Origin of the sequence: Rhodohalobacter sp. 8-1 (assembly GCF_038150125.1) — a bacterium.
GTDB lineage: Bacteria > Bacteroidota > Rhodothermia > Balneolales > Balneolaceae > SW132.
Genome location: NZ_JBBVMF010000003.1, coordinates 267,654 through 289,315 on the forward strand (window position 1 = coordinate 267,654; position 21,662 = coordinate 289,315).

Annotated in this window: 16 protein-coding genes and 1 pseudogene; 11 read left to right on the forward strand and 6 right to left on the reverse strand. The window is 45.9% G+C overall.

The features are described from left to right. Nucleotides 1–1,035, reverse strand: a pseudogene (locus AABW11_RS04315) (EscU/YscU/HrcU family type III secretion system export apparatus switch protein); the annotation flags it as partial. Nucleotides 1,036–1,525: 490 nt separating this feature from the next. Here AABW11_RS04315 and AABW11_RS04320 point away from each other — a divergent pair. The 10 genes from AABW11_RS04320 to AABW11_RS04365 all read left to right on the forward strand — a co-directional run bounded on the left by AABW11_RS04320 (nt 1,526) and on the right by AABW11_RS04365 (nt 10,702). Further along, entirely contained in the window at nt 1,526–2,263 is a 738-nt protein-coding gene (locus AABW11_RS04320) for a flagellar hook-basal body protein (protein WP_340103552.1), read from the forward strand. A gap of 21 nt (nt 2,264–2,284) precedes the next feature. Then, complete coding sequence (gene flgG, locus AABW11_RS04325) at nt 2,285–3,079, forward strand: flagellar basal-body rod protein FlgG (protein ID WP_340103553.1); 795 nt, start codon at nt 2,285–2,287, stop codon at nt 3,077–3,079. Between the two features lie 7 nt (nt 3,080–3,086). Continuing rightward, on the forward strand, nt 3,087–3,875 hold the full coding sequence (gene flgA / locus AABW11_RS04330; RefSeq protein WP_340103554.1) for a flagellar basal body P-ring formation chaperone FlgA: 789 nt from the start codon (nt 3,087–3,089) through the stop codon (nt 3,873–3,875). Further along, the gene (locus AABW11_RS04335; protein ID WP_340103555.1) at nt 3,872–4,477 is read left to right on the forward strand and encodes a flagellar basal body L-ring protein FlgH; all 606 of its coding nucleotides are present in this window, start codon (nt 3,872–3,874) and stop codon (nt 4,475–4,477) included. The genes flgA and AABW11_RS04335 overlap by 4 nt, the downstream gene beginning before the upstream one ends. 38 nt (nt 4,478–4,515) lie before the next feature. After that, complete coding sequence (gene flgI / locus AABW11_RS04340; RefSeq protein WP_340103556.1) at nt 4,516–5,652, forward strand: flagellar basal body P-ring protein FlgI; 1,137 nt, start codon at nt 4,516–4,518, stop codon at nt 5,650–5,652. A gap of 503 nt (nt 5,653–6,155) precedes the next feature. Next, nucleotides 6,156–6,455, forward strand: coding sequence for a hypothetical protein (locus AABW11_RS04345; RefSeq protein WP_340103557.1), 300 nt, complete (start codon nt 6,156–6,158; stop codon nt 6,453–6,455). A 26-nt stretch (nt 6,456–6,481) separates the two neighbouring features. Further along, on the forward strand, nt 6,482–6,994 hold the full coding sequence (flgN, locus tag AABW11_RS04350) for a flagellar export chaperone FlgN (protein ID WP_340103558.1): 513 nt from the start codon (nt 6,482–6,484) through the stop codon (nt 6,992–6,994). A gap of 4 nt (nt 6,995–6,998) precedes the next feature. Beyond that, nucleotides 6,999–8,357, forward strand: coding sequence for a flagellar hook-associated protein FlgK (flgK, locus tag AABW11_RS04355; RefSeq protein ID WP_340103559.1), 1,359 nt, complete (start codon nt 6,999–7,001; stop codon nt 8,355–8,357). Between the two features lie 6 nt (nt 8,358–8,363). Continuing rightward, a complete protein-coding gene (gene flgL / locus AABW11_RS04360; RefSeq protein WP_340103560.1) occupies nt 8,364–9,257 on the forward strand; it encodes a flagellar hook-associated protein FlgL in 894 nt (297 codons plus the stop codon). A 95-nt stretch (nt 9,258–9,352) separates the two neighbouring features. Then, entirely contained in the window at nt 9,353–10,702 is a 1,350-nt protein-coding gene (locus AABW11_RS04365) for a tetratricopeptide repeat protein (protein WP_340103561.1), read from the forward strand. 498 nt (nt 10,703–11,200) lie between these two features. On the opposite strand, the gene AABW11_RS04370 is transcribed toward AABW11_RS04365, so the two are convergent. From AABW11_RS04370 to AABW11_RS04390, 5 genes are all read right to left on the reverse strand, one after another. After that, the gene (locus AABW11_RS04370) at nt 11,201–12,622 is read right to left on the reverse strand and encodes a sigma-54-dependent transcriptional regulator (RefSeq protein ID WP_340103562.1); all 1,422 of its coding nucleotides are present in this window, start codon (nt 12,620–12,622) and stop codon (nt 11,201–11,203) included. Between the two features lie 573 nt (nt 12,623–13,195). Beyond that, entirely contained in the window at nt 13,196–13,549 is a 354-nt protein-coding gene (locus AABW11_RS04375; RefSeq protein ID WP_340103563.1) for a hypothetical protein, read from the reverse strand. A 19-nt stretch (nt 13,550–13,568) separates the two neighbouring features. Beyond that, complete coding sequence (locus AABW11_RS04380; RefSeq protein ID WP_340103564.1) at nt 13,569–13,928, reverse strand: hypothetical protein; 360 nt, start codon at nt 13,926–13,928, stop codon at nt 13,569–13,571. A gap of 40 nt (nt 13,929–13,968) precedes the next feature. Then, nucleotides 13,969–15,375, reverse strand: a complete 1,407-nt coding sequence (gene fliD, locus AABW11_RS04385; protein WP_340103565.1) for a flagellar filament capping protein FliD — start codon at nt 15,373–15,375, stop codon at nt 13,969–13,971. Between the two features lie 42 nt (nt 15,376–15,417). Continuing rightward, a complete protein-coding gene (locus AABW11_RS04390; protein ID WP_340103566.1) occupies nt 15,418–15,732 on the reverse strand; it encodes a flagellar export chaperone FliS in 315 nt (104 codons plus the stop codon). A 573-nt stretch (nt 15,733–16,305) separates the two neighbouring features. Here AABW11_RS04390 and AABW11_RS04395 point away from each other — a divergent pair. Then, complete coding sequence (locus tag AABW11_RS04395; protein WP_340103567.1) at nt 16,306–21,582, forward strand: FkbM family methyltransferase; 5,277 nt, start codon at nt 16,306–16,308, stop codon at nt 21,580–21,582. Nucleotides 21,583–21,662: the final 80 nt, after the last annotated feature.

Here is a 21,662-nt window from a genome sequence, read left to right on the forward strand (position 1 = left end):
TTAAATGTTGGTTTTATTCTTCAGTTTGTAGATGTAGCCAAGAATCTCGGCTACTGCCTTATAAAGATCAGCCGGGATGTACTCGTCTTCCTCGGCTGTGGCAAAAAGTGCTTGTGCAACCGGTTTGTTCTCTACAATTGGTATGCCATAATGCTTAGCGAGTTCTTTTATCCTCAGTGCTTTCAGCCGCTGGCCTTTCGCCATCACGATCGGCGCATCATTATTGTCGGGGTCGTAACGGAGGGCAATGGCGTAGTGTGTAGGATTGGTGACCACTACATCGGAGTTCAGCACCGCATGATCGAGACGTTTACGCTGCCTCAAAGACATTCCAAATTTTTTCCGCTGAGATTTCACATGCGGGTCACCTTCCATCTGCTTGTACTCATCTTTTACTTCCTGCTTGCTCATCCGCAGATCTTTATGATGCTTAAACCGCTGATAAACCGCATCGGCTACCGACAGGATAAAAAGTGCAGCGAGAATGCGCCCCACGAACATCAGCACATATACACCCGACTCGCTGATGCTCGACTCCATTGGCAAAAGCATAAATGAAAGGAAGTGCTCGATATCGTTTTTCACGGTATAATAAACCACGATCGACACAACCATCAGTTTGATGATGCCCTTGGCAAGTTCAACAACCCCGTGGGAAGAGAAGATTTTCTTGATTCCATTAATGGGATTCAGTTTGCTGGCCTTAGGAGCTATCGCTTTCGTGCTGAAGGCAGCACCTGTCTGGGCAACATTTACAATTACGGCCGTGAGCATAAGCACGATGAGTGCCGGCGCCATCATCTCAAACCCTAAAATCATCGCCTGTTCGAGATACTCCATGGCGTGGTCCTGGTTATCAAGAGCCATTCCGGAATTGATAAAAAACGTTTCAAACAGCTCCTCTACTTTCCCGTAAATCATGCCGCCTGAACCTACAAAAACCATGATCGAAACAATCATAAGCACCACGGACGAGACTTCCTTACTGATGCTGACATTCCCTTCCTCGCGAGCTTTTTCAAGCTTGCGCTGCGTGGGTTCCTCCGTTTATTCCTGGTCGCTGTTTTTGTCAGACATAATACATAGTGGTTGATCTCTGTCTGTATAGTTTCAAATACAGTACCAATCTTCTATGTGATGCTGACGGGCTCAGGGCCACATTCCCCGGAAAGGTATCGGGATAAATTCTCCATCATAAGGAAAAGATTTCCAACCCCCCGGATGAACGGATACAACGCTGAACAGACGGTAGCGGGAAAAACTTTCTGCTTGCAGGAAATCCGTGTTGCCGGTGGCAGAATCATCTATTTAAATAAACCTGCACTAAGAATGCGCTAATAAAATGCCGTCAAACGGTTGCTGAGGGGTGATTACTGGACAGCAGACTTACCAGAGCTGAGGGTTGTTTAGGCACTGAAATAGCGGATGGCATAGAATTTGATCTACACGAGGGGCAGGCCGTTTGCATGGCTGCAACATTATTGACGCTGCGACTATCGCGGCATTAACAGATTTTCAAAACGCTATGATCGACAGATTTCAGGCTCAGATGCAGGCATTGCAGATGCTCTCACGGGCACAAGATGTAACTGCAGACAATCTAGCAAATATCAACACGCCCGGTTTTAAAGGGAATAAGCTGTTTCACCGGCTGATGTCGGAGCAAATTAACGGCCAGGATGTACAAACAACCGTTGATATGCAGCAAATTGATCTCTCGCAGGGCGTATTAGAGCCCACTGGCAATACCTTCGACTTTGGAATTGACGGGAAGGGATTTTTTGCGGTTGAAGAAAATGGCGAATCATACCTGACACGTGACGGACGCTTTAGTCTCGACTCAGACGGCTACCTGCTGAATAGTAAAGGAGCAAACGTAATCGGGGACTCAGGCGCCATTCATATACCTGAATATTTTCAGGCAACAGGTGATGGCAGCGGGATAGATCTCGCCGTTGGTAAAGACGGCACGCTTAGGCTAAACGGGGAAGTATATGATCAGCTCAAAATTGTGGGTGTAAATGACCCTTCAAGCCTTGAAAGAAAAGGATCAAACTATTTTTCAGCACCGGCATCACAACTGGTGGATGTGTCTGGTGAAAGCAATGTAATGCAGGGATTTTACGAGAAAGGAAATGTTGAACCGCTACAGGAAATGGTGGATATGATGCGAAACTCGCAAATGTTTGAAGCCCAGCAGCGGGCTATGAGAACAACCGATGAAACCCTTGCTCAGGCAACTTCCAGCCTCGGCCGATTTTAATTTAAATAACAGGTAAAACGTATGTTCAGAGCATTAACAACCGGCGCACTTGGAATGAGTGCCCAGCAAAAATCAGTAGATAACATCGCGAATAACCTCGCGAACGTTGGTACAACAGGTTACAAGCGCACGACTATTGCGTTCCAGGATCTGTTCTACGAAAATGTGGAATCATCAAAACATGGATCGGCGGCAAACCGAATCTCCAATGATGCCCCGTCACTTCAGATTGGCCACGGATCACGCGCAGTAGCAACGATTCGAAACTTTTCCCAGGGATCTATCACGGAAACCGGCAACGCGCTCGATCTTGCAATCAGCGGATCAGGTTTCTTCCAGGTGGAAATGCCTGATGGATCTGTCGCGTATACACGGGACGGAAATTTCAGCCGTGATTCTACCGGTATGCTTGTCAATAACTCCGGGTTACCACTGGCCGATCAAATTGAAATACCAGAAGATGCTGTGGGCGTGAGTATCTCACAGGAAGGCATTGTAACCGCACAAATGGCGGGCGATGGCACGGCTATAGATTTGGGCCAAATTGAACTTGCCAAGTTTGTGAACCCCGGCGGGCTCGAAGCACTGGGCGACAACCTCTTTTCAGAATCTGAAGCATCGGGCCTGCCTTTCTACGGCACGCCGGGAATGGAAAGTTTTGGCGTCATGCGCCAGGGTTTCCTCGAGCAGTCGAACGTGGATATTGTGAAGGAGATGGTAAACCTTATTGAGGCGCAGCGTGCCTACGAAACCAATTCCAAGATGGTTCAGACGGCAGAAGATATGATGTCAATGACCAACCAGATAAAACGATAACAGACCCGTGATCCTCATAATTATGATGACACTTTCACTCCTTGGGGGGCAATCTCCCGCAGAACCGCACATCAGCCCGCAAACGCCGGATGCTGCACATACCTGGCAGTTTGAACGAACTGATCTCGATATTGCAGATACGCCCTCAGCCCAGAAAACGGGTGGCGAAACAAGAGAGGTCATTATCAGGAAAGCGTTAAATGCTTTAAATACCAGCCACGATTCAGATGCGTACCGGTTCTCGGTAACACCGCGATGGATACCCGGCAGCCTGGAGCGGGTTGATGCAGCCAAAATCACCTCGGTTGAGCCGGAAGGCAATGTTGAGCGCTATACCAACTTCACGGTCACCTATCGCGAGAGAGGCCGAACACAAACGGCAAACGTACAGCTAATGGTGGAAACAGAGCGGATGCTTCCGGTTGCGACTCAGCGAATTATGAGTGGTGACATTCTGGAGAACAGATCACTTGAAATGCGCTGGGTGTCGGTTCCATACGATCGCGGGCAGCTGGTGGAACAGATCAATGAAATTGAGGGGAAAACACTGCGGCGAACTCTTTCTGATGGGCAGCCTATTCGGTATGCCGACATCAGCTCAGACTACCTGGTGGAAGCAGGCGATACGGTAGAAATGATTTATGAACAAAACGGCTTGCGGATTGTAATTGAAGGAGAAGCCCGGCAGAGTGGTGCCCAAGATGATGAGATTACGATTTACAACAAAGAAACCCGAAAACGATACGTGGGCAAAGTAAGCAGCCCGGGAGTAGTACTATGGAAAGGAACACTATGAAATTAGGATTTGCAGTAACCATTTTAGTTCTGCTGCTGTCGGCTCAGTCGGCTGCAGTTGCGCAACAGTCGCTGTTCAGCGATGTAAAAGCCAACCAGGTGGGCGACATCATCACCGTTGTGCTCACTGAAAATATTTCGGGCAGTTCTACAGCGGATAATCGCCGCTCGTCGAACTCAAACGGTTCTGCATCGGGCTCGGTGTCGGGCAATTTTATCCCGTTTGAACCGACCTTTGGAGGGGATGCCCAGGTAAACTACGGGGCCGATGCGCAAAACCGTTCAAACCAGCGCCAGCTTCTGGAAGGTTTGATGAGCGTTCAGATTATTGAAGTTACAGCTCTTGGAGACCTGATTGTTGAGGGCACGCGGTCAACTGAAATTAACGGGGAAACCCATGAAATGAGCCTGACCGGCATTATTCGCCAGAATGACGTGGACAGCCGGAACCGGGTGCTGTCATACCGGGTGGCTAACGCAAATATCAGCTACCAGCAGAAAGGCGGACTGTATGAGATCACCAAAAAACAGGGGCGCATTCGTCGAATTGTGCTTGGCGGTGTTGGACTGGTACTTGGTGCTGCAATTTTTATGAACCAGTAATTTGCGAGATTCAGACAATGACTCATCAAAATAAATTAATGCAACATCTGCTCAGGTCAGCGTCCTGTTTGCTGATATCACTTTTTGTGACTCTTTTTGTCACGGAAGCAGCACTGGCACAAACGCAGCTGAGTGAGCTGGTAGAGATTCAAAATGCTCAGCGCAGGGAGCTGATCGGCTATGGACTCGTAACAGGCCTCGACCGGACGGGTGACCGAACCATCAGCAGCCGGGGATCGGTTTTCACGGTGCAGTCGATTGCTAACATGCTTGAGAATTTTGGGATCACGGTTGATGCAGATCGTCTGCGAACGCGAAACGTGGCCGCCGTCATGGTTACGGCAACCATCGGCCCGTATCATGCGCCCGGCAGTGAGATTAATGTAACGGTATCTTCCCTGGGCGATGCAAGCAGCCTTCAAGGCGGAGTACTGCTCCAAACGCCACTATTCGATCCCGATAACGAAGAGATTTCAGCCAAAGCACAGGGGTCGTTAATCGTTGGTGGCATCACCGCAGAAATACCCGGCGCGCGGGTGACAAGAAACCAGACTCTCACAGCAACGATTCCAAGCGGCGGCGTTGTAGAATCAAATAATGAATTTTCACATAATACAAATGAACCGCTGGGCCTTGTGCTTCGTGCCCCAAACTACACCAACGCCCGCAGAATTGTTGAGACAATCAATGAGCGGTTTGATGAAGAGCTTGCCATTGTTCACCATCCCGGCGTGGTACATGTAGAATGGCCGGAGGCGTTTCGCGAAGAGGGCGCACGGAACATTTTTACCAGCCTTATTCTCGAAGAAGAAATTGAAGTAGACACACCGGCGCGTGTGGTTATCAACGAACGGACCGGCACAATTGTGGCCGGCGGCAGAATTATAATTGATGAGGTGATGATTGCCCACGGAAATATCCAGGTACGAACGCAGGTGAGCCCGTTTGTGAGCCAGCCGCAGCCATTTGGCGAAGGGGAAACAGTAGTGGTACCGGTACCAGAGGTGGGTATAAGTGAAGAGTCGGCTCAAACAATTCTTCTTGATCCGGATACGACGGTTCAACAATTGTCGGGCGCGCTGAATTCGCTGGGGCTTAGTCCTCGCGATATCATCTCCATTTTCCAGGCGCTGGATCAGGCCGGGGCGATGCGCGGGAAATTGATTGTAATGTAAATGAAGTTATTCAGACCAGATATCAGCATGTATATGACTTTTACTTATAAAATGAAATTGTAAAAAGTCCCCCTTAATAAAGGGGGAATGCCCCGAAGGGATCCCTTACGGGAAGGGGGGTGTTCATTAGGAATTTAGTGAATACAATGAACACCCCTCTGTATCTCCACTTGTTAGAGGAGACTTAGGAACTCATTTGAAGAAATGAACTATCTCGAGGCAGAGCTGCCAAGATGTCAACGTGAAACCTATAACTTTTGGTCAATTATGAAGTTTATTCTGGAGTGTCCCCCTTCGAAGGGGGCAATGGGGGATGATCTGTTAAGGATCAGAACTAAAATATGGACAAATCGAAACTTGGAAAGTCATCCCCCAGCTCTCTCCGTTCGCTTCCCCCTTCGAAGGGGGACTTCTATCTATTCCAACCCAGAGGGTCAGGGAATTAATCCAATTATCATTAAAGGTCAATTACAGGCAGCATCAAACATACCCAGCAGACAACTATGAAGGTTGAAAATTTTCTAAATATTGCACAGAGGCAGGTTAGTCAGAATCGCAGCGAGGATATCAAAAAGGAACAGGCTGCAACGGATTTTGAAGAGATTTTTGCCCGGCATCTGGTCAATGAACTCACTAAAGACTCATTCAAAATGGCCGATAATGAAACTGGTATGGGCAAATCGAATAGTTTGTACCGGGAGTTTATTACGGATGCTCTTGCCAGCGAACTCGCAGAACAGCGAAAGCTTGGAATGGGAGACCTGGTCTCTAAATATTGGAATAATTCATCAGAAAAAGTTTAAGAGCAACACATAAAACCCAACCAACTATGAACACCCAAACAATCAGCACCGACCAGCTCCGCGATATGGATAACATTGTTCTGGACCTTCGGGAAACATCCGAACAGCTCATTTATGTAATGGAAGAGCAGATTCAGGCGATTATATCGTCATCACCGGAAAAAATTGAAGAACTCACGGAGAAGCAGACGGCGATTCAGAGCGAATACAAAAAATATGAGCGCGCTTTTATTGTAGAGCTGGAGCGAAATGTGGAGGGGAGTGACGACGGCGGACTACCTAAACTGGGTGATTTAGTGATGAGATTTCCCGGCGAAGAGCAGGTTATTAATCAATGGAAAGCGACACTCTCTCAGAATGCAAAAAATTTACAGCGGAAGAACAAACAGCTGGTGGATCTGCTCGAGTTTGCGCTTAACAGAAACACCCGTCTGATGCACTCTTTCTACACGTTATTTAATAATAAAAACAGCCATTATAGCCCTACCGGCCAGAAATCTCATGTGGCGTCCGGCGTAGCTGTAAACCAGGAAGCATAAAATTATGAAAACACTTTTTGAAATTTCGAAAAGCGGATTGCGGGCAGCCGAGCGGTCCCTGTCGGTCACGTCCAATAATATCATCAACGCGGATACACCGGGATACACCCGCCAGCGGGTTGACAAGGAGTCGGTTGGAATGCGTATGACCGGGTTTCATGCCGGCCTTGGTGTAAATATCACCAGTATTACACGGATGAGAAATGATATGACTGACGTGGTGCTGAATGAGAAACGCCAGGATATGGGTTTTTTGCAGGAGAAGTCACAAATTTTTGATCAGCTGGAAGCATCTATGGCGTCTGATAGCGGCGGGGACCTGGATGTAAGAATCGGTCGGGTATTCGATATGTTTTCATCACTTTCCTCAGATCCGCAGGATATGAGCGTCAGAAATTCTCTGCTGACTGAAGCCGACCAGCTAACGAGCAAACTTAGTGATATCAGCCGAAATATTGACCGGACAAGCAATCTTGTTCAGGATTCTGCCAACAGTACGATTGAAAACATCAACCAGATATTACAGGATTTAGATACGCTGAATAGTGCGATCACTAAAGGCGAGTCGTCCGGTAAGCCCGATCACGCCAGCCTTGATATGCAGGTAAAGAAACTGGAAAAGCTATCGGGCCTGGTTGATTTCGAGAGCCAGGTGACGGAAAAAGGAGCGCTTCAGCTTCGGGTAGGTGGTGTGCTTGTGCTCGATGAAGACAAAGCCTCGACGATGCGTGCTGAAATTGATGACGTCAATAAAACATTCAACCTCAGGTTAGACAGCGGCAAGCTGGTTGAATCTACCGGCGGTAAGCTTGGGGCCGATATTGAGATGTACGAAAATGGAATTCCGGAATTAAAGGAGCGGCTTGATGAGGTTGCTTCAACTCTTGTGGATGAGTTTAATACAATTCACAGCCAGGGGTATGGCCTGGAAGATGGAAATACCCGAAACTTTTTTGATCCGTCATTTACGGATGCATCAAATATAAAAGTCAGTGACGATATTCGTGCAAACGTAGGACACATTGCTGCCTCATCAGCCGATGGCGAAGCGGGGAATGGAGAAATAGCCGGTCAGCTGGCAGACCTGAGAAATGAAAATGTGATCGGTGGTCGAAAACTGGTCGACTATTCCGTAGATCTGATCAGTACACCGGGACGGAACCTGAGTGAGATTCGATCAGGTATGGAAGTTCGGGACTCTGAAATTTCTATGCTCACCGCACAACAGGAACGCGAGGCGGGTGTAAACGTAGACGAAGAGCTGAGCATGATGATTCAGTACCAAAATGCATACCAGGGTGCGGCTCGCGTGATGTCGGCCGCCCAGCAAATGTATGACACCTTAATTGGCTTAACGAGGTAAGAAAATATGAGAATTACACAGAAAATATTATTCGGCAACTTTATGCGGGACGTAAACCGGAACCGCAGTGAGCTTGCAAGCGTACAGTCTGATCTTTCAAGCGGAAAACGAGTTCGGATTCCGTCGCAGGGACCTACCGAATTTGAGCGGAGTCGTATTATTGAAGAGAACATCCGGAAAGAAGAGCAGTATCAAAGCAACATCAGCGGCGGACTGCGCCAGGGCCGAATGGCACAGGAAGCTCTTGATGAAACAACCGACCGGCTGATCGATATCAAACGAATTCTGACGCAGGGAGCAAACGGTTCGGCTGATGCGGACGTACGGACAAATATGGCCGATGAAGTTGCGGGAATCCGCGATAGTATGGTGTTTACGCTAAACCAAAGCTACGGCGACCGATACCTGTTTGCCGGTACCAATAGTGACGAGGAGCCATTTGTAAATGATGGCGTTGGCCCTGGTGGTGTAACCAATAACAGCAATAACACACCTCCCCAGGTAACGGTGGCAGATGGCGTTAAGCTCGATATCAGTATTACCGGAACAGAGTTGCGGGATACTGATTCCGGGGATCTGTTTGAGGTGATAGGCAACATCGAGCAGGCCCTTCGGAATAACGATGCTGATGCACTGTCTGGAATGATTGACGGCATTGACGATTCTATTGAGCATGTTACAACGGTTACTTCGAGGCTTGGGAATAATATTAACCGAATGGGTTATGTGTTTGAACAGTACGAATCCACAAGAATTTCCCAGCAATCTGACGTGAGCGAAATGGTTGACACAGATTATGCAGAGGCATTTTCTGAAATGCAACGGATTCAAGTCGCCTTTGATTCTGCCATGGCTGTGCACAGTAAAATGTTTGGGAACTCGCTGCTTAATTACCTGTAGCCTGTATTTGTATTCGTTTAGAGGTGAATAAACCGGTTATTTAAACGGATATACAAAAAAATATCATATAATTATTGACATAACCTTAGGTTCATATGCTTTCATCTGTAAACAGTGTCAAGGGCGAATTTCGCAGAGATTACTCCTGGATAGAATGTGTATTACACTTTCCGGCTGCATCACAAATATTTTCTGATAAGCTGGATACGCTAAAAAATGAGTTTGGAGCTGTAACGATTCTCTCGCCTGAATCAGGACACGGTAAAACCGAAGAGTCTATAACATGGGTCCAGTACGACCCGGAAACGGAAGGTGTTGCCGGTAAGTTGAACGATCACCTGAAGAACGCAAGCAGGGAGTGGGTTTTGTTTTTGGAATCCGGAGAAGATTTGAGCTTTTACACGCTTCCGGAAAAAGAGCAGCTTACATCTAAAACAATGGTATCGGCAAGCATTTGCCGCGAGGATGCAAAATCAGTTCAAACCATCTACCAGGTGCGTTTAGTCCACCGCTCGGCAGATAACCCGTTTGCGGGAAAGAACCTGCCTGACTGTACAAGCTATATAGTTGAAAACGACATTACTCTCTTCGGACAGCCATTGCTGGTCGATCGTGCGTCTGATTTGATTGGGTCAATCAAAGTTGAAGACGAAATGTCAATTCGTAAAATTACTCCTGCTGCATATCTGCTTCAGGCGGAACGGCTGATGGAGGCCAGGAAATATGTAGAGGCTGCTGCCCAGTTCAGGAATATCTTAAAGATTGAAAGGCTTCTTCCATTCGACAGACTTGGAGCTGTGAACGGTCTCACCAGGTGCTATACCGAGCAGTATAAGTGGCCAAAAGCCCTGCAGCTGGCCGATAAATCTCTTGAGGCAGAGCCTGTCCAGCGGCTTCCGTACTTGATTCAGTATCGTATCCACCAGCTAAATAAGCAGTGGGGCAAAGCATATGAATCCCTGAAAGCCTATTATGAGTATCTTAATCAGCCGGGCCGGGCCACCTACGACAAAGCGATGGATGAGAAAGAGACCCTGGAACAGCTTGGTGAACTGGCAACGAAAGCCGGTCATAAACAGGACGCTTTCCGGTACCTGGAAGAAATCTACTCTGCGCAGAGCAAGGGCGACGGTGAAGAAGATCGCCATCTTCTGCGAAAGATCCTGATGATCTCGATAGAGCTGGGCAAACGCGAACGCGCTATATTTTATTTTAAAGAGATGTTTGAAAAGCATCTGCCCAATGAACTTTCGGACCGTCAATTAAATGAACTTGATGATTATATGACACTGTTCATGACCAATAAGTGGTACGCCTTCGTTGCCGAATTATATGAGCGGCTGTATGATGCGGAGCCGAAGAATGCAGAATACAGACGCCGGCTAATCGTTGCGCTATCAAAAACAGACAGAATTGAACGTGCCCGAAAACTCATCGCGATTTAGAAACTGAAGACCTGCAAGAGTCCGGAGCGGAGCGGAGGTCCTGGCAGAGTCTGGGATCAGGAAGCAGAGGACCTGACAGCGTGCGAACGGAGTGAGTTCTTGCAAGCGTCTGGATTGATGAATTGTTGAGAGTAAATTTACGCCACAATGAGACGCTGTCAGGAATCCGCACGAAAGACGCGTGCGGCTACGCTGACAGGTCTTGCAAAAGATCTGTCAGCGTTGATCCTGTTCTTTGATTACATGCTTTGATTGAAACATTGCATGTCTGTCTCGAATTGCACAACACTATGGATTGAAACCGGTTGATGGATGGCTTGTTGTGTGTGGGTTGAAAAGACATGCCATGTTTGTCCGGTGCTTTGCGCCGGCGCTGACAGAAGTCCGCAGAAAGCGCGGAAATGCTGTCAGGTCACGCAAAAAGTGGCTAATCCCTCGGTTTGCGAGGATTAGAGATCGCGAATCAGAGTCCGCGATGACGGCCGTGCACCCTGCACCCTAATCCCCTTCCTCAAGATTCTTCAGCTTATTCCGAATCGTCCGGTCAGAAATGCCGAGCAGTTTGGACGCCTCTTTTTGATTTCCCTGCGTATGCTCCAGCGTTTTCTTGATCATGTGAAGTTCCATGTCCTCGATTGACATCAGCGGCATATCGGACAGCACCTCACGACTCAGCTCGTCATCCACGTTCGAAAAGAGCTGATTATCGATATGCTCAATGGTGATTTCTGTGTCTTCACCGGAGAGGATCACACCGCGCTGAATTTTGTTGTCGAGCTCCCGGACGTTCCCGCGCCACTCCTGCCTCATGAGGTAATCCATGAGTTCATCGCCAATTTTTTTCTCACCCAGGTCGTACTGTTTAGAATAGCGCTCAACAAAATACCGGGCCAGCAGGGGAATATCTCCTTTTCGGTATCTCAGCGGCGGGATGGAAATGGGAAATACATTCAGGCGATAGTAGAGATCTTCTCTGAAGCTGCCCTCGACAATGGATTGGCCGATATTTCTATTTGATGTAGCCAGGATTCGCACATCAGCTTTAATCGGCTTTTGGCTGCCCACACGATAGAACTCTTTCTCCTGGAGGACGCGAAGCAGTTTGGCCTGGACATTAATTTCAATTTCGGTAATCTCATCAAGCAGAAGTGTTCCGCTGTTGGCTTCATCAAACGCCCCTTTCTGATCGCTAATGGCACCTGTAAACGAACCTTTTTTATGCCCGAATAATGTGCTTTCAACCAGCTCAGATGGTAGGTTGGCGCAATTAATTTTAATGTAGGGCGCTTTTGCACGGTTACTATTAATATGAATCTGGTGCGCAAATACCTCTTTCCCGGTGCCGCTCTCTCCCTGAATCATCACTGGTGCATCATTGCGGGCAATCTTGGGCAGAACACGCATCAGTTTTTTGATATTCGGATCGTTGCCAACAAACTTCATCTCGCCCTCAATCACATCGTCATTCAGCCGCTTGACGTGTTCCGATTTTTTTAATTCCTCTTTTCTCGGGGTCGATTTAGGAGATGCAGGTTTGCCGGGTCCAATTTCGTCCGGGTCAGCAGTGAAGTAGCGCTCGACCCTAAAAATAATCTCTTTTGCCTTGAACGGTTTGGTGATGTAGTCAAAGGCACCTTTTCGGAGGGCATTAACCGAGTGTTGAATATTTCCAAAGCCGGTAATCATGATCACGCCTGTGTCAGGATGATGTTTTTTTACGAACGCCAGGATTTCGTCTCCGGTCATCTCGTTCATTTTTACATCGGTAACTACAAGGTCTACCTCATTGTCTTTCAGGTAGTCGGTCGCCTTAACAGGATTGTCGAATGCAATGGTCTCAAAATCGTGATTAGACAAATGCTCATCCATAAAACCGAGCAGGAGTTTGTCATCGTCTAATAGCAAAATGCGTCCTTTCATACACAGTGAGGTAAATTAGTAGGATATGATAAGTGTGGGGACAGCCAGATGTTTTGTGAAATATTCAGTGTTTGGGTATAGCACACAAGACAGAGATGAATATATCTGATGTCTATCGAAAGTCGTTTATATGTATTCTGTTTAGGCCATAACGTCTCAAAAACTAGGTCGTAATGTACAAATTTGCCAAAATTTGACAGGCCAAAAGCTAATTAAAAATGGGGTTAAATAAAACAGGCGAGTCTTTTGTATTTAGTGTATTAGGGAATTTGGGTATTGGATATGGAGTTTATTCTAGAGTGTCCCCCTTTGAAGGGGGCAATGGGGGATGATCAGTTATGTTTCTGAACCAAGTTCAGGGCACCTCGAAACTAAGAAAGTCATCCCCCTGCTCACTCCGTTCGCTTTCCCCCTTCTAAGGGGGACTTATATTCTTTCCGACCCAGAGTGTCGGGGAATTAAACCACTTTTGATTAAAGCACATAAAAAAGCCCGCCAACTTTTTATAGCTGACGGGCTGAGTATTATTTGATACTTAAAAAGGCAGAGATAAAGTCTGGCGACAAACAGATGTTAATCTAACATTTTGTTGGCTATCTCTCCCCAAACATCGGGATTGTTTAATAGTTGGCCGATTTCGGTCTGGTCTGCTGCCTCTGAAGATACCTCTTTGGCGGCCTGGTATTCGGATATTTTCGCCTTCATTGTTTTCAAATTATCGAACGATGACTGGTTTAGCTTTTCCATTTCAATTTTGGCAAATAGTTCTTCACCTTTATTTGAGCCATAATTCTTTATCGAAACCCGGTCAGAAATCGGGTCATTAGATTTACTAATGGAGATCTCTGATGCTGAATTGCTTCCGTTTGAGGAAGTTGATTCGTTTAATTGAGTACCGATCTTGTTTGATATATTATTGATATCCATAATTGTTCCTGCCTTTTACTTAAAAATGTGTGATGTCTGGTTTTGCCAGCACGCGATACTTATCATCTGCCTTTCGTGTTGTGGTTGCAGCCGCTAAATTCTCACGGCTCTTGTTAAGCGCATCCTTTAATGCGCGGTCAATTTTAGAATTTAGTCGTTCGAATTTATCGAACAGAGATTTGATTTCCTCTCTGTCCTCATCACTGAAGGAACTATTGTTCAGATCCTCTTTGTGAGCGTCAAGCATCCGGATTGTATTATCTCGCAAATCCATTTTTGATGCCAGCTCCTCAACCGATAACAGATCGCTGTTCAGGTCACTGAGTATGCTGCTGCTCTGTGAAACAAGTGTACTAAGATGTTCAGTAATGCTCGACATATGTTATGAATTTATGATGCTAAATACGGTTATAAGTCTCTTAAAAACCTACTGAATTTCGGTATGCCATTACCCTTTGAAATTGGGCGTCACCCTGGTCGATAACCTGCTGCAGCTTATTAAATATTGCTCGCTGACGCTCTTCAAAATCTTCCAGAAAACGCTCTTCGCGGGCAATACGGGTGTCCAATCGTGAAATCTTCTGATCAACTCCGGATTCGAGTGATGAAATAATACCCCCCGACTTGGTAAATGCCTCAGCCTGTGTTTTCATTTTTGCGATAGCTGAATCTTCGCTTCTAAAAAGCGCTGCAATCTCTTCAGGCCGGGTAGAAAGAGCATCGTTTAGTAACTCCTCATCTTCAACAACCATCTTACCGTCATTTTCAAATCCAATTCCGATTTCGGTTAGCCGCGACAAAGTGTTGGGGTCTGCACTGTCTGTTTGAAGCAGGCCGGTCTGACGTAAATCGAGCGTCAGGTTTCTGATTGACCGGAAATTTCTTAGCGGCCCTCGCGTATTTGAATCGCTGTTGATAAATGAACGTTCACGAATAATTTTGTTCATGTCGTTAAACGATGCCATAAAATCATCAATCGTTTCACGACTCGATTCCAGATCTCGCTGTGCAGACATCTGAACATTTCCGGTGCTTTCACCACGGAGAGTGAACGAAAGGCCTGTAATAGCGTCACTCACCGTATTCTCACTGCGCAAAAATGTGACGCCGTCAATCGTAAACTGCGCATCAAGATTAGCTGCATCAGGCACCAGTTTGGTCATAGGATCCGTGACCCCGGCAAGAACGCCGGTTGCGCCAGAGAGCGTAAATGCGCCCTCAGAGCCTGACTTTGAGCTCCGAATAGAGAACTGAACATCGGTCCCCGATACATTAAAGACACTTGCGCTCGCTTCAGCGCCAAAGGTTTCGCTGATCGCAGTTGCAAAAACATCGAGCACTTCACGGTTGTTCATGTCCACCATCACGCCATTTTCGTCTTCTTTTTGTGTGGTGATAGAAAGTGTTTCCGTTTTGTCACCGATCGTCATTGTTACCGACCCGGCTCCCTGTGCTGCGAGATCAAAAGCTTCGCCATCCATAATTTGTCCCAGGCCAATGTCATTACTCGCCAGCCGGTCTACCTGGATGTTGTAGTCAGATGGTCGGTCAAGGCCATCAGCCGAATTCATGGACACAACAGATTCATCAGAAGACGAGATCTTAATCGGCTGAAACCCGGTATTCCCCGGATTCTGAAATTCATCAATCTTACTCACAAATTTTGAGATCGCTTCACTTACATCACCCAGTGCCGTCTTACGCGCTTTCTGGTCTTTCTGCTGATCTTCAAACAGTAGTTTCTGGCGGCTTTCTATCTGCGTGAGCTGCTGTACGAAACTCTCATACGGGTTGTTTTGTCGGAATAAGCTTTGTACAGAATTCATGGGTCAGATTTTAATGTGTTAGATACGATTATAAAAATTGGCTTACCCAATCTTTGCCTTGTTTTGCCCTGCAACTTCCTGCCAGGCATCTCTCAGGGGTTCAAGAACTTCCCTGATCTCTTCGTACTGGCCTTTTCGGGACAAGCCCTGGCAATACTTGTAAAGAGAAAATAGCTGGCCGGCCGGTTCATAATCGAAATTTAGTCCGGTAATAAGCGTAGAGAGAATCTCCCGTACCCGCTTGTCGTCTTCTCTGTATGTGGCCTGCAGAACTAAGTCGTACATTTTTACCACCAGCTGGAGTGGTGAAGCATTTTTTACAGATTGCTGCTGATATACAAGTTGTGGATTACGCATAAGTGATTGTCATAATGTTTAAATCAAGACTTAAACCGTCTGTCTGAGGCATTTATCGGCGATCAGCAGGGAAGGTTAAGACTATGTGCGGTTTATGAGAAATTTATAATATTTCTCCGAAAACGTTGTCAGTCGCAAAGTCCGCAAGCATCATGCCTACGTAAAAATTGTGACTGAAAATATTGTTTTGAATAGAATTAGCGATTTAGCCATTCCAGTTCAGGCAGAAATGAAGTTAAATTTATGTGATGCATGATTGATGGCTCCGCAATGCCCGTTTTTTTTCCTGCGGAGTAATTGCAAATAGGTACGGCAGTATTTTATCGTCCATTTGTGAATTTTATTAACGAAAACGGGCATCACCAAGGCGGAAAATATTTACCCTTAAAGGAAAAAATGGCATTCACTTTACCAGGTAGCATCAGAAAATAGACGTTACAAAAACAGGGAAATAGCTGATATTTAGTGATATGACGGCATTTGTTTGAACGAATAGGTGAGACGGCATCCTGTTTGCAAATCAACAGTTCGGAGACTTCATAAATATTCCCAAACCGATCAAACCGAACCGTTTTGAAATTACAACTTGCCAGAGCCCAAGCCCTTCTGAACCAGTCTAAACCAAAACCGGATGAAGCGATGAAAGTCCTTAAGCCGCTTGTGAACCGGAAAAATGCGCCGTGGCCGGTGTATCATTTTTCCGGCATCGCCTTTTTGCAGAAGAAAGAGTATGGCACAGCACTAAGTTTTCTGCTTGAGTCGGTACGGCAGGGAGCTGACGAGCCGGAAACCCATCACTCCATTTCTATCTGCTACTTTAACCTCGGCAGTTACGAGGAGGCTGAAGAACACGCAAACATTGCGCTCGAAAAAAAACCGGAATTCTTTAAAGGCTGGCTGCATCTTGGCTCTATCTACAGGGCACAGGCTAAGCTCGAAGATGCATTGAAATGCTACCAAAAGGCGAATGCGCTTGATCAGAAAAGTGCAAGCGTAGCTTACAGAATTGCAGAGATTTATAATGATCAGGGTGATTTAAACAAGGCGCTGGAACTGTATGAAATCACAGTTAAGGTGGACCCTGAATATTATGAGGCCTACCTGGCGAAGTCGCAGGTGCTTCGGAAACAGCGTAAATATGATGAAGCGGAAGAGTGTATTTACAAGGTATTAAAAGACGATCCAAAACATCTGGCTGCCCGGGTGGAACTGGGTGAACATTTTAAATATGCAGGAAACTACGAGAAAGCGATTGAGCTCTATGAAAAGATGATCCAGGAGTTTCCCAAAGTTGGCGGCATAAGGGTGAACTACGCGCTATGCCTGCAGGAGCTGGGGAGATTCGACGAATCTGAAAAACATTATATGATCGCGTTCAAGGATCAGCCTGAGTCATTTGAGTCACTGTCGAACTATCTGATGGGGGTTCATTATAACCCTGAGAGAACCAAAGAAGAGATTTTTGAGGCTCATAAGCTTTGGGACCAGCACTTTTCACCTGCCGAAAAACCTAAGCGGCCCGTGCCGTTCAACTGCAGCAAAGACAAGAAAATACGACTGGGATTAATTTCCGGAGGATTCAGAACGCACCCTGTGGGCTGGATGATTACAAAGGCGCTGGAAAATTTGCCTTCCGATCAGTTTGAGGTGTATTGCTATACAACCAATAATTCGTACGATAAAATTACGCGCAGAATCCACGAAGCCACGGATAAATGGCAGTCGGTTATAGGGTATAACGACCAGGTAATTGCCGGCATGATCAGAGAAGATGAGATAGATATTCTTGTTGAACTCTCTGGTCACTCAGCGGATACCCGTCTGAAAACAGTAGCACTGGAACCGGCACCCGTCATAGTAAAATGGGTTGGCGGGTTGTTTAACACAACCGGACTGAAATCAGTCGACTACCTGCTGACCGATCACTACGAAACGCCCGAAGGCGAAGAAAAATATTACACGGAAAAGCTGATTCGCATGCCGGATGATTACATCAGCTTTTTACCGCCTGATTATGCTCCGGAAGTGTGTGAACTGCCTTCATTGAAAAATGGATATGTGACCTTTGGTTGTTTTAACAATCCGACGAAGGTTAACGATGAAATTTTGGTGAAATGGGCACAGATCATGAATTGTGTACCTGAAAGCCGCCTCTTTTTGAAAAGTAAGCAGTATGACACCGAGGCATTGCGGGAGAGGATCATCAATACCATGAAAGAGAATGGGATCAGTGAAGACCGGCTTAGGTTTGAAGGATTATCTCCGCACGATGAACTGCTGGATAAATATAATGAAGTAGATATTGCTCTCGATCCATGGCCATACTCCGGCGGACTAACTACGTGTGAAGCGCTCTGGATGGGTGTACCGGTGATCACGAAACCGGGACCAACATTTGCGGGCCGCCATTCAACCACACACTTAATAAATGCCGGTCTGCCGGAGCTGGTGGCAGATACCTGGGAAGAATACATTGAGAAAACAGTAGAACTAGCAGCCGATCTTGAACAACTGGCTGAACTCAGAGCCGGGCTTCGAAGCCAGGTTGAAGGGTCTCCGCTTGCGGACGGACCAAGATTTGGTGCCCATTTCGCAAAAGCGATGCGAGCCGCGTGGCATCAGTGGGCTGATGGTTTTGAAGATAACAGCGAGAACTGGGCTAATCATATTGATGTGGATGCAGTTGACGATCAGCATATTGAGAGGACTGTTCAACCCACGAAACCGTCTGACGATATGCAGGGAATGCTGGATAACATTGAACAGGAGATAAATGGATCTGCAATAAATGATTCGATGCATGCAGTTGATAAAACTCCGGTAAATGGAAGTTTAAATGGTGTTCATGAAAATGGATCAGTCAGAGCTAATGGTTCGGAAAACAGTTCAGTAGCAAATGAAAAGAAGCCTGATGAATATAAGATTGAAACGACCGATGGCGTGACAATCTGTACTCCTGCAGACCTGGAAATGATGACGCCATACGTTTTGCTGGAGCAAAAGCAGTGGTATGAAAACGAGCTGGATTTTGTACGTGACTTCTTAAAAGCCGGAATGAGTGTCGTGGATATAGGAGCCGGATTTGGCGTCTATGCGCTGCCGGCTGCTAAACTTGTGGGTGAATCAGGAAAGGTATTTGCATTTGAACCCGGCCCTGTCACGAAACATCATCTTGAGATGAGTAAGCTCGAAAACGGTTTCAAAAACCTGGAGGTGATCGGGAAAGCTGTGTCTGCAAAAAATGGTAAACACGCCTGGAAAACAGCCGACACACCCGAGCAGAACAGGCTGGATGAGACCGTTGAGGGAGAGGTTCAAACGATTAAACTGGACAGCTGGTGGCATTTTGAGGGAGAGCCGAAACTGGATGTTCTGAAAATAGATGTAAACGGAGCGGAAGCCGGGGTTCTGAAAGGGGCATCGGAGGTATTGCAACAGGAATCACCCGTGCTGTTGATTTCAATCACAGATCAGAGATCAAATGCCTTTGTGAGTGAGTTGAAAGAACACGGTTATGCTCTTTATGAATACATCCCCGGCCCCGGAATTTTAGCTGAGCACGACATTGAGGCAGGTGCCGATCCTTATATGCAGAATTTGATCGCCGTCCCGGACACTCGAACGGAAGAGTTCAGGAAAGCCGGCTGGCTGCATGATGAATCAGTTCAACTTATAGATGTAGAACAAGATCTCTGGAAAACAGAACTGGGTAAACTTCCATGGACCCATGAGCTGATGGAACAGTGGGAAAATCACGGTAATTCAGAAGGAATTGTAAGCTACCTGCAGGCACTGAACTATTTAATTGCCGCGGAGCAAATTGATGTCACAGATTCTGGAATTGATCAGTCCAGAAGCCAAAAAGCAGGTCTGCTGCTTAATGCGGCTCAAATTTTGATCGGCCTATACAACCAGGGTGCCAATAGCTCGTCAGTTGTGTTTACGCTGGTTCGGTCGCTGAATACCCTCGGCAAACGAAGCCAGGCCGTTGAAGTGATGCAAAAGCTGATCGAAAACACTAAACTTGGCCAGGAGAACATGAACGTGGACCTGCCCTTCATGCTGCCCATCCCCGAGCAGGACAAAGCCTCCATCAAAACCGACCTTAGCAAATGGCTGATGGTGCGTACCGTTGAAGCGTGGATCTTGCTGAAAGATTGGACGACGTATTTGAGTGGGGAGCAGGAGCAGAAGTTGTTGGAGGTTTTGGAAGGGAATGTGGAGGTAAGTGATACCTTCGATCGCTCGATCCAAATGCATCATTATCTAAAAGATGAAGAAAAAGACTTTGTTCTGATCAGGGATTTCTTTAGTTCAAATCCTATATATCCTGTTACTTCAAAAGAGATTACTTTCAGTCCAGATCGGAGTGACTATTTTAAAACTATGGTTAAGATGATCCTTGAAAAAGGAGCTGTCGGATCTTCATCACACTCTCTGCCAGGGGAATTGGTGGTTTCTCTTACTTCCTATCCAGACCGGTTCAATCACCTGCCATTGACACTCCTAAGTTTGATCAAGCAATCTGTATCACCTGATAAGATCATACTTTGGATCGCAGAAAAAGATAGAAATGCGTTGACCAAAGATATTCTTCAGTTTGAAGATTGTGGAGTAGCTATCCGTTTTTGTGAAGACTTGAAGTCTTATAAAAAGATCATTCCTACCTTAGAGAACTATCCGGAAGCGTTCATCATTACAGCAGATGATGACCTCTACTACAATAAGAGATGGATTCAGGGATTGGTTCAGGATTATGAGTCAAATGAATGTGTTGTTGCTCACAGAGTTCATCGAATCCGGTTTGATAATACTGAGCAATTACGACCATACAAAGAGTGGGGATGGCAATATCGCGAAAGTTTTAAGCCATCAGAATTGAATTTTCCTACTTCTGGAGCGGGTACACTATATCCTCCTGGAATTTTCCATAAAGATGTAACCAATACTGAGTTATTTCAGAGATTGTCGCCCACCGCAGATGATGTTTGGCTTTATTTTATGGTGAAAATGAATGGAGGGAAATTTAAAGTAAGCCGTTATGAACATAAGCTGATAGAGTGGAAGCAAGAGAACCAAAACACATTGTGGAAAGAAAACCTGATTAATGGTAAAAATGATGAGCAGATTCAAAGAATCATTGAAAAATATGGTGTTCCAATTAAAACTTCTTCGGAACCTGTTTTTACAGTTAGAAGTAATGCAGGAAATTATAAAATGTTACTACCTCAGTGGAAAAATGACCACATCCAAAGAATTATTGCAAATTCAGGACGACCCTATGAGGAAAAAATGCTCTTTGATATGAAGGGAAGAGTAAAAGAGGGAGATCTAATTTTAGATATTGGAGCTAATATTGGAAATCACTCTTTATTTATGGCTAGTATTGGTAAGTGTAAAGTGATTTCCTTTGAGCCAAATAAGCAGTTAGCAGAAAGTTTACGAAGAAGTATTGAAATAAATAAGCTGTCAAATAACATTCAACTTGTCCAAAAAGGGGTAGGCAGAAAAAAATCTTTTGCTAATTTTAAAGATAACATTTCATTCAATTTAGGTGCTCAAAGTTTATCAATCACTGATGATAATGATGGAGCTATAGAGGTGATAACATTGGATAGCATCGAGATTCATGACAATATCATTTTAATTAAAATTGATGTAGAAGGAATGGAGCTAGATGTTTTAAAAGGAGCCAAAAATACGTTGATAGAGCATAAACCAGTTTTATATCTTGAAGCAGGGAAAAAAGAGGACTTTTTGCTACTAAATGAATTCTTGGTGGAGATGGGTTATAAGTATCAAGCGACGTTCAATGCTACTCCTACTCACTTATTTATCAACAAGGCTTAAACTTAATACCAATGCGAAAGTTACATCTTCATATAGGATCCCAAAAGCCCAATACTGACTGTTGTCCAAGTTAGCCTAAC